The organism is Rhodococcus sp. NPDC057014, from assembly GCF_042673295.1.
In the GTDB taxonomy this organism is placed as follows: Bacteria; Actinomycetota; Actinomycetes; order Mycobacteriales; family Mycobacteriaceae; genus Rhodococcus_F.
Map to the genome: position 1 here is coordinate 1 of NZ_JBHUSF010000243.1, position 14273 is coordinate 14273.

Below are 14273 nucleotides of genomic sequence, written 5' to 3' on the forward strand. Positions count from 1 at the left end.
GCCCACAGGCTCCCGCCCCACCGTCACCCTCAGCCAGGTCTCCCGACGATCACCTGGCGGAGGAGCAGGGCGAGAGTACTGTATCGGGTGTCAGGCGTCGCGCTTGTTGACGACCACCAGTCCGGCCCCGAAGATCACGAAGACGAACACCGCGAAGTACACGAGGCTGCCCCACGGGCCCCAGTGGAAATCGACTCCCTGCGGCGCCCCCAGGAAGTTGTTGGCGTTGAGGAACGGCAGGAACGGCATGATCTTCTGGCCGAACGAGCCGAACAGGTTGAACAGGCTCTCGATCAGCAGCGGCCACAGCAGCAGCAGGGCGATCGCGCCCGCCGACTGACGCAGCAGGGTGCCGACTCCGACGGCGAGAACCACGCACAGGAACGCGTAGATCGGGACGCCGTAGATCGACCGCCACGCGTCCGCACCGGTCAGTGTGAGTGCCGCTCCGGCCTGGTCGCCGGCCGTCGCCTTCGCGATGGCGTACGCACCGAACGTGAGGACGAACGTCAGCACGGCGCCGAACGCGCCGATCAGGCCTGCCTTCGCGATCAGGACGGACGCCCGGTTCGGGATCGCCTGGAACGTGGTGCGGATGACGCCGAACCGGTATTCGCTGGTCACGGCGAGCGCGGCGAGGATCATCAGCACCAGTACGCCGAATCCGGACACACCGCCGACGGCGTCCGCCATCTGCGGCAGGAACGGATCGAAGTCGGGTTGCTTACCGTCCGCGATCTGGTTGTTGAAGGAGTTGATGCTGGCCTTTGCGCTGAGCCCGATGACTGCGGCGAGGCCGAGTCCCAGCACGATGATGACGACCGTGCACCACCACGGCGACCTCGTCGACGTGATCTTGATCCGTTCGGCATTGAGAACAGCCATTACAGTGCACCCCTCATCACATCTTCGACGCCCTCTGCGTGGTACTGCACGTCGTCTCCGGTCAACTTCATGAAGGCGTCCTCCAGCGATCCGCGCTGAGATGCCAACTCGTGCAGGACGATGCCCTGCGAACCGGCGATCCCGCCGACGACGTCCGTCGACGAATCCACCACGACGAGCGCCTGCTGCCCGTCGGATCCGTCCTCGCGCACGGTGAGTCCGTTGGACGTGAGCGCGCTGCGCAGCGCGTCCAGCTGTGGGCTCCGCACGCGCACCGTCGATTCCGAGGACTTGCTGACGAACTCGGACACGGTGGTGTCGGCGATGAGACGCCCGCGGCCGATGACCACCAGATGTTCTGCGGTGAGCGCCATCTCGGACAGCAGGTGGCTCGACACCAGCACGGTGCGGCCCTCTGCGGCGAGGCGCTGCATGAACTTCCGGATCCAGACGATGCCCTCCGGGTCGAGCCCGTTCACCGGCTCGTCGAACAGCAGCACCTTCGGGTCGCCGAGCAGCGTGGCGGCCAGGCCCAGTCGCTGGGACATGCCGAGCGAGAACCCGCCGGCCTTCTTCCCCGCCACCTCGGTGAGCCCGACGAGGTGCAGCACCTCGTCGACGCGGCTCTTCGGGAGCGAGTTGGACGCCGCCATCCACTGCAGATGGGCGCGGGCCGAGCGATTGGGGTGCACCCACTTCGCGTCGAGCAGGGCCCCCACCGTCCGCAGCGGCTGCACCAGGTCGCTGTACGGTTTGCCGTCGATCAGCGCGCTGCCCGCCGTGGGGCGGTCCAGCCCGAGGATCATGCGCATCGTCGTCGATTTGCCTGCACCGTTCGGGCCGAGAAAGCCGGTGACCATACCCGGCTTCACGTTGAACGTCAGGTTGTCCACCGCCTTCGTCGCACCGAAGGTCTTTGAAAGTCCCCTCACTTCAATCATGTGAGAAGAATGCCGGAACCTGCGGCCGGCGCGCATCGGCCGCAGGTCTACTCCCGACTCGTCCCCTGGTACCGGTCGGACCCCGAACCGGACCCCGACACGACCCCGAGTCCTACGACGACGCCTGCGCCCAGAACCGCTTGGGGATGCGGCCCGCGTGCCGGGCCTCGTATCCCGCCACCACGGCCCCGCGCATCGCCGACGCCATCAGCGCCGGATCCTTCGCCCTGGTCACCGCAGTGGCCAGCAGGACGGCGTCGCAGCCGAGTTCCATCGCGAGGGTCGCGTCGCTGGCGGTCCCGATGCCGGCGTCGAGGATGACCGGTACCCCGGCACCCTCCACGATCATCTCGATGTTGTGCGGGTTCGCGATACCGAGCCCGGTGCCGATCGGCGAACCCAGCGGCATCACGGCCACGCACCCGACGTCCTCGAGCCTGCGGGCCAGGACCGGGTCGTCGGTGGTGTACGGCAGGACGACGAATCCGTCGTCGACCAGTTGCTCGGCGGCGCTGACCAACTCGATGGCGTCGGGCATGAGGGTGCGTTCGTCGGCGATGACCTCGAGCTTCACCCAGTCGGTGTCGAGTGCCTCCCGCGCGAGTTGCGCCGTCAGCACCGCCTCCGCCGCGCCGCGACACCCCGCGGTGTTGGGCAGCGGCGCGATGTCGAGCCGGCGCAGCAGGTCCAGCACCCCGGTGCCGCCGACGGCGTCGACGCGGCGCATCGCGACGGTGGTCAGCTCGGTGCCGGACGCGACGAGTGCCTCCTCGAGCACCGTCAGGTTGGCGGCGCCGCCGGTGCCCATGATCAACCGTGAACCGAACGTGCGGCCCGCGATCGTGAGGCCCTTCTGCACGCCGGGCGTCGCGTCAGCCACCCTGCACCGCCGTGAGGATCTCGATCTCCCAGCCCCGGACCACGAGCTCGTCCCACCGGGCGCGGGGGAACACGGCGCCGTTCACGGCCACTGCGATGCCCTTGGTCGGCAGGTTCAGTGCCTCCAGCAGCCCGGTGACGGTCAACGGTTCCGTGAACTCGTGATCCTCGCCGTTGACGCTGATGCCGATCGGCACCACTACTTGCTGCTCACTCATCTCTACCTCGCTACTTTCTCGAACCGTTCGGGGTCGGCGGCCTTCGCCTCGACCAGTGCCGAGCCCTCCAACAATGCCACCGTCGCGTCGGCGGTCACCGGGGTGAGCAGGATGCCGTTGCGGCCGTGTCCCGTCGCCACCACGACCCGATCGGACACCCGGCCGATCAGCGGCAGGTTGTCCGGGGTCATCGGACGCAGACCCGCCGAGGTCTCACGCAGTTCGTACTCGCCGATCGCGGGCATCAGCGCCTCGGCGTCCGCGATCAGGTCCCGCACACCGGCCACCGTGACCTGAGTGTCGTTGCCCGACTCGTACTGGGTGGCGCCGACGACGATGCCGTCGGCGCGCGGCACCAGGTAGGCGGGCCTGCCGTGGACGCTGCCGCGGATGGTCCGGCCCGGCGCGGGCGTCACCCCGGGACGGGCCCGCAACCGCAGAATCTCGCCCTTCACCGGACGCACCGGAAGTCCCGGCCACAGTGCCGGTGACGCGATGCCTGCGGTGACGACGATCTGGTCCGTGCCCAGCCCGTCGAGACTGCGCACGGCCTCACCGATCAACTCCACCCCGGCGTCGACGGCACACCGTTGCAACGCCTGCAGGAGCAGCCTGTTGTCGACGGCCAGTTCGTCGACAGCCAAGAGCCCCAACCGGACTCCGCGACCCAGCATCGGCTCGAGCGCGCGGACCTCGGCGCGATTCAGGATCTGCAGATCCCGGCCCTGCGCTCCCACCCACTCGGCGATGGTCCGGAGGTCTTCGGCGTCGGCGCCGTCGAGCGCGACGGTGAGCGAACTCTCCGACGTGAACAGGTCGACGCCGGCCCCGGCCTCCAGTTCCTTCCCGAATTCGGGCCACCGGTCGAGCGAGGCGCTCCCCAGTTCGAGGACGCTCTCCTCACCGGGCCAGCCCTCGGACAGCGGGGCGAGCATGCCGCCCGCCACCCAGGACGCTCCCGAACCGACCGACGGGTCGTACAGCGTCACCGACCAGCCGTTGCGGGCTGCTCGCCACGCAATCGACAGGCCGATCACTCCGCCTCCGACGACGGATACCGATCTCGCCATTGAACTCCACCTCACTTCCTGCGCCGGCATGATCCGGGTCAGGTATGACGGTCGGGCTCGGCGTGAGCCCCTCTCAGCCCCACGTTCCCCGGGACTCCCGTGTTGCACTTTCACCGTAGAGGCTACCGTCATGCCGTGACCACCTCGCATCACAGCAACCTCACGGACCGTCGGCGCCGCCTCGGAACAGCACGTTTGTACCTGTGCACCGATGCTCGGCGCGAGAAGGGCGACCTGGCGCAGTTCGCCGAGGCCGCGCTGTCCGGCGGCGTCGACATCATCCAGCTCCGAGACAAGGGCTCGGCCGGTGAGAAGAAGTTCGGCACGATGGACGCCAGGGACGAACTGGCGGCACTGTCGGTGCTCGCGGCCGCCGCCCGGCGGCACGGGGCGCTGCTCGCCGTCAACGACCGGGCCGACATGGCGCTGGCGGCCGGCGCCGACGTCCTGCACCTCGGCCAGGGCGACCTGCCCGTCCCCTACGCGCGCACCGTCGTAGGATCCGACGTCCTGATCGGCCGGTCCACGCACAGCCGCGCCCAGGCCAGCCTCGCGGCAATCGAGGACGGCGTCGACTACTTCTGCACCGGACCGGTGTGGGCGACGCCCACCAAGCCCGGACGGACCGCGTCGGGCATCGACCTGGTGCGCTCGACCGCCGACTCCGAGCCGAACCGCCCGTGGTTCGCGATCGGCGGCATCGACGAGTCCCGGGTTCCGGAGATCCTCGCCGCGGGCGCCGACCGCATCGTCGTCGTGCGGGCCATCACCGAGGCCCGCGACCCGCAGGCCGCCGCGCGCTCACTGTCCGCCCTGCTCCAGAAGAACGGCTGAGTCACGCCTGCGCGAGCCAGTCGCGCACGGTGGCGGGCGGCAGGATCACCACGGTGGCGGGCAACTGTTCGATCAGGTGGGGGTCGGTGGTGACGACCGCGGTCACCGTGCCCAGTGTGGTGCCGTGACCTGCCGGTTCGGCGAGGCGGCCGACCGTGTCCAGTGCCTCGAGCACCTCGACGCGCGGCAGCCACCCGTAGGTGCCGTCGGGCAGGTGCACCGTGCGGGGCAGTGCCCTCGACAGCTGCGCCGGCGCGCCGCTGTCGCCCAGCACGTCGTGCCGGTCGAGCAGCAGTCGCACCTCGGTGGTGCGCAGTTGCGGCCACCCCGCTTCGAATCCGGGGTGCAGCGGCAGGCCGGCGACGTCGGTTTCCCGCACCCAGCGCAGTTCGGTGCTCTCACCGTTCGCGACGGTGGGCAGTGGGCGCTCGGCGTCGGCGATCACCGTGGTGTAGCTCCAGCCGCTCGCGGCCTTCATGGTGACGACCTCGGTGCGGACGCGGATCGCCGCGCTCTCGATGCCGGCTTCCTCGTGCGCCTCGCGCACGGCGGCGTGGGTGGTCGTCTCGTGGCTGTCCCGGGCACCGCCGGGCAGCGCCCACGTCCCGCCCTGGTGGCTCCAGGCCGCGCGGTGCTGTAGCAGCACGGCAGGCGTCTCGTCCGGCAGCGGCGCACGCAGCAACAACCCGGCCGCACCGTGCTTACCCCAATGACGACTGCCGTCCGGCCCGGTCGCCCAGCCGTCACCGTCACCACGCATCGACTACCCCTGTCCGACCTGATGGGTCTCCCTGCAGTTCCCTCACACTAACGGTTTCTGCCGGAACTGCCCGATATCCCCAGTCACCGACTCCTGCTTATATGCTCCCCACAAGGTGCGGCCGTGACACGGGAGGGGTGCGACGTGGTTCTGCGTGAGGCACCGTCGATCGAACCCCGCGGCAGCCGCGCCCTGTCTGCCGCCGCGGACGACGACGTCGACCCCGCCGTCGCACGTCGCAAGGAACTTCGTGCGTTCCTGCGGTCGACACCCGCCAAGCTCACCGCCCTCGGCGTACTCCTCGTGCTGCTCACCCTGGCCGCCGGACTCGTGGCCGCGTCGACCGTGAACGGCAGGGAAGCCACCCTCGACAGCGTCCTCGCCGAGACCGAACCGCTGTCGTTCTCGGCGCAGAATCTCTACAGCGCCCTGTCGGTGGCGGACGCCGCGGCCACGACGGCGTTCATCTCCGGTGGTCTCGAACCCCCCGAACTCCGGGACACGTACGCGCAGGCGATCGGCACGGCCTCCGCCGACCTCGTGTACGCGTCGGGCGGGCTCGCCCCCAGCGATGTGGACAGCAGGCGCCTGCTCGCCTCCATCTCCACCGACCTCACCGTCTACTCCGGACTCGTCGAGACCGCGCGGGCCAACAACCGCACCGGTCACCCGGTGGGCGCGGCCTACCTCAGCGAGGCGTCCACGCTGATGCAGACGAGCATGCTGCCGAAGGCCCAGGAGTTGCACGCCCGGCAGGAAACCGACGTCGCGGATATCCAGCGGGACTATTCCCGCCCGCCGTGGACGGCGCTGATCCTGGTCCTCGTCGCGCTGGTCGCGCTGCTCGTCGCGCAGGTCGTCCTCGCGAGGCTGAGCAGGCGCACGTTCAATCTCGGGTTGATCCTGGCGTCGTCGTGCACCGCGATCCTCCTGGTGTGGATGCTGGTCGCCGGGCTGGTCTCCTCACTCGACACCAAGCGCGCGCTGACCCAGGGTGCCCGCCCGATGCACGAGTTGACGGCGGCGCGCATCCTGGCGCAGCAGGCGCGCACGGAGGAGACGCTCAAACTCGTCCGCCGGGACTCGAACGGCGGCTACGACGCCGTCTTCGAGGACAAGTCCGGTCAGCTCGACACCCTGCTGTCCGGCTATCCGCACGACGGCGACCGCGCGGTCGGCCACGACGAGGTCGCGCGCGCCGAGGACGCTTGGAAACTCTGGTCCTCGGCGCACGATCGAATGAACGAGATCCTGGCCCGGGGCGACTTCGCCTCGGCGGCAACGGTGGCGATCGGGCCGGGACCCTCGGATTCCGCAGCCCAGTTCACCACCGTCGACGACGCGCTCACCGACGGGATCGGGACCGCCCGCGACCATCTGCGGTCGAACGTCGAATCCGCGGCCCGGGTGCTGACCGCACTCGGTTCCGGCGCCGTCGTCCTCACACTCGTCGCGCTCTGCGGAATTATCATCGGGTTGTGGCCTCGGTTGAGGGAATACCAGTGAGGCGGCACCGGATCGCGCCGGTGCTGCTGGCGGCCACGTTGCTGATCGGCGGATGCGCCGAGGCCGCTCCGGAGCACGTCGGATCGCCGAGCCTGTCCTACACCGAACCCCCGCTGCCCGCAGCGGCGACACCGGCCCCCGACACCGGCTCCGCCCCACCCGCTCCCGAGAAGGACTGCGGCGACCCCACCGCGAGCCTGCGGCCCTTCCCCGGCACCGACACGCCGATGCCGACGGTCGACGCCATCCGCGCGCGGGGGCGTCTCGTCGTCGGGCTCGACACGGGCAGCAACCTGATGAGTTTCCGCGATCCCGCGAGCGGCGCCATCGAGGGCTTCGACGTCGACGTCGCCCGGGAGATCTCGCGGGACCTGTTCGGCGACCCGGACCGGCTCGACTACCGCATCCTCACGTCGGCGAATCGTGAGAAGGCGCTGCAGGAGTCGATGGTCGACATCGTGGCGAAGACCATGACCATCACCTGCGACCGCAAGGAGAGGGTGGCGTTCTCCTCCGAGTACTTCGAGGCGCAGCAACGGGTTCTGGTCGTCAAGGGCTCCCCGATCCGCAGCGCCGCCGACCTGAACGGAAAACGGGTCTGCGTCGTCCGCGGCACCACGTCGCTGACCCGCTTGCAGCAGGTCGCGCCGGCCGCCGAGATCCTCACGGTGCCCATGTGGTCCGACTGCCTGGTGGTCCTGCAGCAGCGGCAGGTCGACGCGGTGAGTACCGACGACACGATCCTCGCCGGCCTGGCGTCCCAGGACCCGTACCTCGAGATCGTCGGGGACAGCATGGGCGCCGAACCGTACGGCGTCGGCATCACCAAGGCGAACGAGGACCTCGTGCGGTTCGTCAACCGCACACTCGAACGGATCCGCGGCGACGGAACCTGGACCAGAATGTACGACCGGTGGCTGTCGGTGCTGGGCCCGTCCCCCGCCCCGCCGTCCGCCGTGTACCAGGACTGAGGGGGCGCATGCCGCAACATTCGAAGAACCCCGAATCCACCGACCCGGACCTCGCCACCCAGGCCGCCGTCCGGGAACCCGAGGACGAGGCCACCCAGGCGGCGGTTCGGGAAGAGCTGGACGACGGGCCGGCCACTCAGGCGGCGCCGACGTCCCGGCCGTCGGGCGCGTCCGGCACCGGCCGCTCGACACGCTCACCGCGCACCCGGTCCGGGCAGCGCCTGCGTCTCGGCGGCGGACTCGTCGAGGTGCCGGTCGTCACGACACTCGACCCGGCCTCGGCGGTGATGACCGACCCGAAGGTCCCCGAGGGCAAACGCTTCTGCTGGAAGTGCAACAAGCCGGTCGGCCGCAGCGGCCCCACGTCCGGGGCCTCCGAGTTCGGTCTGTGCCCCTCGTGCGGAGCGACTTACGACTTCCGGCCGCTCCTCGATCCGAACGACCTGATCGGCGGCCAGTACGAGGTGCAGGGCTGCATCGCGCACGGCGGCCTCGGCTGGATCTACCTGGCCATCGACCGCAACGTCAGCGACAGGTGGGTGGTCCTCAAGGGGCTGTTGCACTTCGGCGACGCCGAGGCTCAGGCCGTGGCGGTGGCCGAACGCCAGTTCCTCGCGGAGGTGGCGCACCCGAGCATCGTGAAGATCTTCAACTTCGTGGAGCACCCCCGGGCCGACGGGACCCCGATGGGCTACATCGTCATGGAGTACGTGGGCGGCCATTCGCTGCGGGACGTCCTGTCGACGCACGAGAAGCCCGAGCGCATGCCGGTCGAGCAGGCCGTCGCGTACGTGCTCGAAATCCTTCCCGCACTGGCATATCTGCACTCCACCGGCCTGGTGTACAACGACCTCAAGCCCGACAACGTGATGGTCACCGAGGACGCCCTCAAATTGATCGACCTCGGGGCCGTCGCCGGCATCGAGGACTACGGGTACCTGTACGGCACGCCCGGGTATCAGGCCCCGGAGATCGTCAAGACCGGCCCGACCGTGGCCTCCGACATCTACACGGTGGGGCGCACACTCGCGGTTCTGACGCTCGACATGCCGTCCGACAAGGGCAGGTACCTCGACGGCATCCCGTCCCCGGACCAGGCGCCCCTCCTCGCGGAATACGAGTTCTTCCACCGACTCCTGTTGCGCGCCACCGACCCCGATCCGAGCAGGCGTTTCGCGTCCGCGGAGGAGATGGCCGGTCAGCTCACCGCCGTGCTCCGCGAGGTGCTCGCGCAGCAGACCGGAGAGGAGCATCCCGGGCTGTCGACCGTGTTCAGCAAGCAGCGAACGACTTTCGGCACCGACGAGGCGGTCGAGCAGACGGACGTGTACGTCGACGGCGTCGAACGGGACAGGAATCTCGACCCGCTGTCGGTGGCGCAGGCGCTGGCGGTGCCGTTGATCGACCCGGCCGATCCCAACGCCCAGCTCCTGGCCGCCGCGGTGCACAGCGAACCGCAGCAGACCCTCGATTCCATTCGACACGCCCGCGAGAACGGGATCGAGCGTGTCGTCTGCGACCTCGACGTGTCGTTCTCCCGGGAACTGACCCTCGCCGAGATCAAGGCGCACCTCGACCTCGGGGACGCCGCCACCGCCACCACACTCCTCCGCGACCTGGAGGCAGAAATGGGCGGGAACTGGCGGGTCGCCTGGTACGCCGGACTCGCGACGCTCATCGACGGCGACTACGAGGCGGCGTTCTCCCGGTTCGAGGCCGTATTGCAGGCGATGCCCGGTGAGACCGCTCCCAAACTTGCGCTGGCGGCCACCGCCGAACTGATGCTGCAGCACTGCGACAGCTCCGATTCCCACCGGTGGCGAACGTTCGCCGAGACGTACTACCGGACGGTGTGGCGCACCGACCACAGCCTGGTCAGTGCCGCGTTCGGGCTCGCGCGCCAACTCACCGAACGCGGAGACCTACCTGGCGCCATCGCCGCCCTCGATCAGGTTCCCGCGACGTCCCGGCACTTCACCATGGCCCGGATGACGAGTGTGCTGATGCTGCTGTCCGGCGGGCCGATCGAGGAGATCGACGAGGTGGCACTCCGGGAGGCGGCACTCCGCGTCACCGCGCTCGCACCCGAGGAGAGCCGGGCGCTGCAGATGCGCACGCTCGTACTGGGCACGGCGCTGGACTGGATGCGTGCCGGTCACACGTCGGCGACGGAACTGGAGCAGATCCTGGGGGTGCCGTTCACCGAACGGGGCCTGCGCAAGGGCGCCGAGGCCGGTCTGCGGGCGCTGGCCCGCAACGCCCCCGAACGCACCCACCGATACACGCTGGTGGACCTCGCCAACGCCATCAGGCCCAGGAGTCTGTTGTAACCGTCAGGCCCCGACCAGCTCCACCGCCGCACGGGCGATCGCCAACTCCTCGTTGGTCGGCACGACCAGCACCTGGACATCGGACTCGTCCGCCGAGATGCGGCGGGCTTCCCGGGAATCCGCGCGGTTGCGGTCGTCGTCGACGACGATGCCGAGGCGGCCCAGCCCCGCCAGGCTGTCGCGGCGGACGTCGACGTTGTTCTCGCCGACTCCCCCGGTGAACGTGATGACGTCGACACCGCCCAGTTCCACCAGGTAGGCGCCGATGTACTTGCGGAGCCGGTGCACGTACACGTCGTACGCCAGCGCCGCGTTCTCGTCGCCCTTGCCGACGAGTGCCAGCAGCGCCCGGAAATCGTTGACCCCGGACAGGCCCTCGAGTCCGGAGTGCCGGTTCAGCAGGTCGTCGATCTGATCGACACCCATGCCGCTGCGGTGCAGGTGCAGGATCACCCCGGGGTCGACGTCGCCGGACCGCGTGCCCATGACGAGACCCTCGAGCGGAGTCAGGCCCATGGACGTGTCGACGGCCAGTCCCCCGCGGATCGCGGACGCCGACGCGCCGTTCCCGAGGTGCAGCACGATCTGATTCAGCTCCGACAGGTCCCGGCCGAGGAACTCCGCCGCCCGCCCCGACACGTACTGATGTGAGGTGCCGTGGAAGCCGTATCGCCGGATGGCGTGCTCCTGCGCGACCGTCCGGTCGATCGCATACGTCGACGCCGCCGCGGGCAACGTATGGAAGAACGCGGTGTCGAACACCGCGACGTGCGGGATGTCCGGCAACTCCTCGCGCGCCACCTCGATCCCGATCACGTTCGCCGGATTGTGCAGCGGGGCAAGCGTCGACAGATCCGAGATCGATTGCACCACCGCGTCGTCGATGATGGTCGGCTCGTAGAACACGTCGCCGCCGTGGACGATGCGGTGCCCGACCGCGACGATCCCCGCCTCCCGCAGCGGACGCCCCACCTCGGCGACGATGTCCGCCACCATCTTCAGCCCCGCCCGGTGGTCGGCGATGTGGACGTGGCGCTCCGCCAGCCCGGTGCGGTGGTGATACACGATTCGCCCCTCGGGTTCCCCGATCCGTTCGATGAGACCGGACGCCGAGGACTTCCCGGTATCCGGGTGGACCAGCTGGAACTTGATCGACGACGAACCGGAGTTGACCACCAGGACGGAACCTTCGCTGCCTTCGCTCACTGCTCTGCTCCCTGCGCCTGGATCGCCGTGATCGCCACGGTGTTCACGATGTCCTCGACCAACGCCCCTCGTGACAGGTCGTTGACGGGCTTGTTGAGACCCTGCAGCACCGGCCCGACCGCGATCGCTCCGGCACTGCGCTGCACCGCCTTGTACGTGTTGTTGCCGGTGTTGAGGTCGGGGAAGATGAAGACCGTCGCCTTGCCCGCCACCTCCGAACCGGGCATCTTCTTGTCGGCCACGCTCTGCTCGATGGCGGCGTCGTACTGAATGGGGCCTTCCACCAACAGGTCCGGGCGACGCTCGCGGACGAGTGTCGTTCCCGAGCGCACCTTGTCGACATCCGCACCGCTGCCGGAGTCGCCAGTCGAGTACGACAACATCGCGATGCGCGGATCGATGCCGAACTGCGACGCCGTCTGCGCCGAGGAGATCGCGATGTCGGCCAGCTGCTCGGCCGTCGGGTCGGGCACCACCGCGCAGTCACCGTACGCGAGCACCCGGTCGGACAGACACATCAGGAACACACTCGACACGGTGGACACACCCGGCTGCGTCTTGATGATCTCGAACGACGGCCGGATGGTGTGCGCCGTGGTGTGCGCGGCACCGGACACCATGCCGTCCGCGATTCCCAAGTGCACCATCATGGTTCCGAAGTACGAGATGTCGGTCATCACCTCGCGGGCGCGGTCCACCGTCATGCCCTTGTGGGCGCGGAGCCGCGCGTACTCCTCCGCGAACGGCCCGGCATGCTCGGACGTCCGCGGGTCGAGGACCTGAGCTTCCGCGAGGTCGACACCGAGTTCCGCCGCGCGGCGACGCACCTGCACCTCGTCGCCGAGAATGGTCAGCTGCGCCACCTGCCGTTGCAGCAGCCTCCCCGCCGCCCGGAGGATGCGGTCGTCGTCCCCCTCCGGAAGCACGACGTGCTTGCGGTTCCGGCGGGCACGGTCGATCAGCTGGTATTCGAACATCTGCGGAGTCACCACCGACGGGATGGGCAGCTTCAACCGCTCCAACAAGGTCGGCGCGTCCACCCGGATTTCCATGACGCTCAGGGCGGTGTCGATCTTGCGCTGCGAGCCGACCGCCACCCGGCCACGGGTCTGAGCGGCCGCACTGGCCGTGTCGAACGTGCCCAGATCGGTGGTGAGGATCGGCAACCGCGGCTTGAGGCCGGCCATCAGCTTCGCGATCGCCGGGTGCGGCACCAGCCCACCGTTCATGATGATCCCCGCCAGCGACGGGAACCCCTCGGCCTCATGCGCATTCACCATCGCCAGCAGCACGTCGGACCGGTCGGCCGGGGCGATCACCACCGTGCCCTCCGTCAACCGCTCGAGAATGTGCTCGGCCGTCATTCCGCCGACCAGCACCCGCAGCGCCTCCCGGTGCAGCAACTCGGGGTCGCCGCTGAACAGGCTGCCGTCGATCGACTCGAGGAGTTCGGCCATGGTCGGTGCGACCAGCAGCGGAATCTCGGGCAGGCTCCACGCGGGCACACCGGTCGACGCCAACGCGTCGGTGACGGCGTCGAGTTCGTCGGGGTTGCATCGGTTGGCGACCACCGCCAGCAGGTGCGCGTGGTGACTGGTCAGTTCACCGATGGCGAGCTGGGCGAGCTGCGCGACCTCCTCGGGAGTGCGCCGGACTCCCTTCACAGCGAGCAGCACCGGTGCGCCCAGGTTCACGGCGATCCTGGCGTTGTAGCCGAGCTCGCTCGGGCTCGCCACGTCGGTGTAATCGCTGCCGATCACCACGACGGCGTCGCACTGCGCCGCCACCTGGTGGTACCGGGCGACGATCTCGCTGAGCGCGCCCTCCGGGTCGGCGTGGACATGCTCGTACGTCACCCCTAGCGACTCCTCGTACCCGAGGTCGGCCGTCGTGTGTTCGAGGAGCAACTCGAGGATGTAATCGGTCTCCTCCGTCGACCGGGCAATGGGACGGAAAACACCCACCCTCGCGGCCGACGCGCACAGCATCTGCAGGACACCCAGCGCGATGGTGGACTTTCCGGTGTCCCCCTCCGGTGAGGCGATGAAGATACTCGACGGCTGAGGACGTGCGGGTGGATTCACAGGCGAAGGTGTCGCGGGCGCAGCCATGGCCATAGCGTATCCGGACACCGCCGCCGGGTGAGTGACACCGCTCCTGCCCGGCGGTCAGATGGCGTATGGCCGAATCACCCTTCGCCCTCACCGCCGCGTGAAACGTTCCGTGTGGCCGCGCCCCGGTTCGCACTCATGACGCTCGCAGATGCGCGATGAGGATCGCCTCGATCTCCGACCGACGCGCCGCGGACGGCAATCGTGGGGCAACGGACCGATAATGGTGCCCGGTCGGGGTGCGGAGATCGAGAACGTGACGGCGATCGGGCCGACGCACCGGGCGGGCGGACCAGCCGTCGCCCTCCTTCGCGTAATTGCACGCCGCACACAACCCCGCCCCGTTCTGCGCGGTGGTGGCCCCCTCGCTGCGGCGCGAGAGAATGTGATCATGATGCCGGATCGGCGCATCACACCACGGCGTGCGGCACGTCCGGTCCCGCAGATCGATCAGCTTTCGCAAGCTTTTCGGGAACGTCCGCGACTGCGACTGCATCGCCGTCAACGACCCCGACACCGGGCACGAGTACACGTTTCGTAAGGTCACCGCGGTATCACCATC

General features: G+C 69.2%; 13 protein-coding genes and 1 riboswitch. Of the genes, 4 read left to right on the forward strand and 9 right to left on the reverse strand.

Annotated features, from left to right (window positions below):
- Positions 1 to 90: 90 nt before the first annotated feature.
- The 5 genes from ACFTZB_RS33185 to thiO all read right to left on the reverse strand — a co-directional run bounded on the left by ACFTZB_RS33185 (position 91) and on the right by thiO (position 3993).
- Positions 91 to 885: an ABC transporter permease gene (locus tag ACFTZB_RS33185; RefSeq protein ID WP_378438176.1), complete on the reverse strand. Its 795-nt coding sequence runs from the start codon at positions 883 to 885 to the stop codon at positions 91 to 93.
- Positions 885 to 1826: an ABC transporter ATP-binding protein gene (locus ACFTZB_RS33190; RefSeq protein WP_011594987.1), complete on the reverse strand. Its 942-nt coding sequence runs from the start codon at positions 1824 to 1826 to the stop codon at positions 885 to 887. Before ACFTZB_RS33190 ends, ACFTZB_RS33185 begins: the two co-directional genes overlap by 1 nt.
- Before the next feature lie 112 nt (positions 1827 to 1938).
- Positions 1939 to 2706: a thiazole synthase gene (locus ACFTZB_RS33195; protein WP_378438179.1), complete on the reverse strand. Its 768-nt coding sequence runs from the start codon at positions 2704 to 2706 to the stop codon at positions 1939 to 1941.
- Positions 2699 to 2923, reverse strand: a complete 225-nt coding sequence (gene thiS / locus ACFTZB_RS33200) for a sulfur carrier protein ThiS (protein ID WP_012689107.1) — start codon at positions 2921 to 2923, stop codon at positions 2699 to 2701. The genes ACFTZB_RS33195 and thiS overlap by 8 nt, the downstream gene beginning before the upstream one ends.
- A gap of 2 nt (positions 2924 to 2925) precedes the next feature.
- Entirely contained in the window at positions 2926 to 3993 is a 1068-nt protein-coding gene (gene thiO, locus ACFTZB_RS33205) for a glycine oxidase ThiO (RefSeq protein ID WP_378438181.1), read from the reverse strand.
- Positions 3990 to 4104: riboswitch (TPP riboswitch) on the reverse strand. It overlaps the preceding gene by 4 nt.
- 24 nt (positions 4105 to 4128) lie before the next feature.
- Between thiO and thiE the strand changes: the two genes are divergently transcribed.
- Positions 4129 to 4827 carry a thiamine phosphate synthase gene (thiE, locus tag ACFTZB_RS33210; RefSeq protein WP_378438184.1) on the forward strand — a complete coding sequence of 233 codons (699 nt, stop codon included), beginning with the start codon at positions 4129 to 4131 and terminating at the stop codon, positions 4825 to 4827.
- Position 4828: 1 nt separating this feature from the next.
- Here thiE and ACFTZB_RS33215 read toward each other — a convergent pair whose 3' ends face one another.
- The gene (locus ACFTZB_RS33215) at positions 4829 to 5587 is read right to left on the reverse strand and encodes an NUDIX domain-containing protein (protein ID WP_378438186.1); all 759 of its coding nucleotides are present in this window, start codon (positions 5585 to 5587) and stop codon (positions 4829 to 4831) included.
- A gap of 123 nt (positions 5588 to 5710) precedes the next feature.
- Here ACFTZB_RS33215 and ACFTZB_RS33220 point away from each other — a divergent pair, with 123 nt between their 5' ends.
- Genes ACFTZB_RS33220 through ACFTZB_RS33230 form a run of 3 tightly spaced genes read left to right on the forward strand, consistent with a single transcriptional unit; the run spans position 5711 to position 10394 of the window.
- Complete coding sequence (locus tag ACFTZB_RS33220) at positions 5711 to 7093, forward strand: hypothetical protein (protein WP_378438188.1); 1383 nt, start codon at positions 5711 to 5713, stop codon at positions 7091 to 7093.
- Complete coding sequence (locus ACFTZB_RS33225; protein ID WP_378438190.1) at positions 7090 to 8064, forward strand: glutamate ABC transporter substrate-binding protein; 975 nt, start codon at positions 7090 to 7092, stop codon at positions 8062 to 8064. The genes ACFTZB_RS33220 and ACFTZB_RS33225 overlap by 4 nt, the downstream gene beginning before the upstream one ends.
- Positions 8065 to 8072: 8 nt before the next feature.
- A complete protein-coding gene (locus ACFTZB_RS33230; protein ID WP_378438192.1) occupies positions 8073 to 10394 on the forward strand; it encodes a tetratricopeptide repeat protein in 2322 nt (773 codons plus the stop codon).
- Between the two features lie 3 nt (positions 10395 to 10397).
- Here ACFTZB_RS33230 and ACFTZB_RS33235 read toward each other — a convergent pair whose 3' ends face one another.
- The 3 genes from ACFTZB_RS33235 to ACFTZB_RS33245 form a co-directional block, all read right to left on the reverse strand.
- A complete protein-coding gene (locus tag ACFTZB_RS33235; RefSeq protein WP_378438194.1) occupies positions 10398 to 11600 on the reverse strand; it encodes an acetate kinase in 1203 nt (400 codons plus the stop codon).
- Positions 11597 to 13717: a phosphate acetyltransferase gene (gene pta, locus ACFTZB_RS33240; RefSeq protein WP_378438196.1), complete on the reverse strand. Its 2121-nt coding sequence runs from the start codon at positions 13715 to 13717 to the stop codon at positions 11597 to 11599. The genes ACFTZB_RS33235 and pta overlap by 4 nt, the downstream gene beginning before the upstream one ends.
- A gap of 130 nt (positions 13718 to 13847) precedes the next feature.
- The coding region (locus ACFTZB_RS33245; protein WP_378438199.1) for an HNH endonuclease at positions 13848 to 14273 on the reverse strand (426 nt) is incomplete at its 5' end.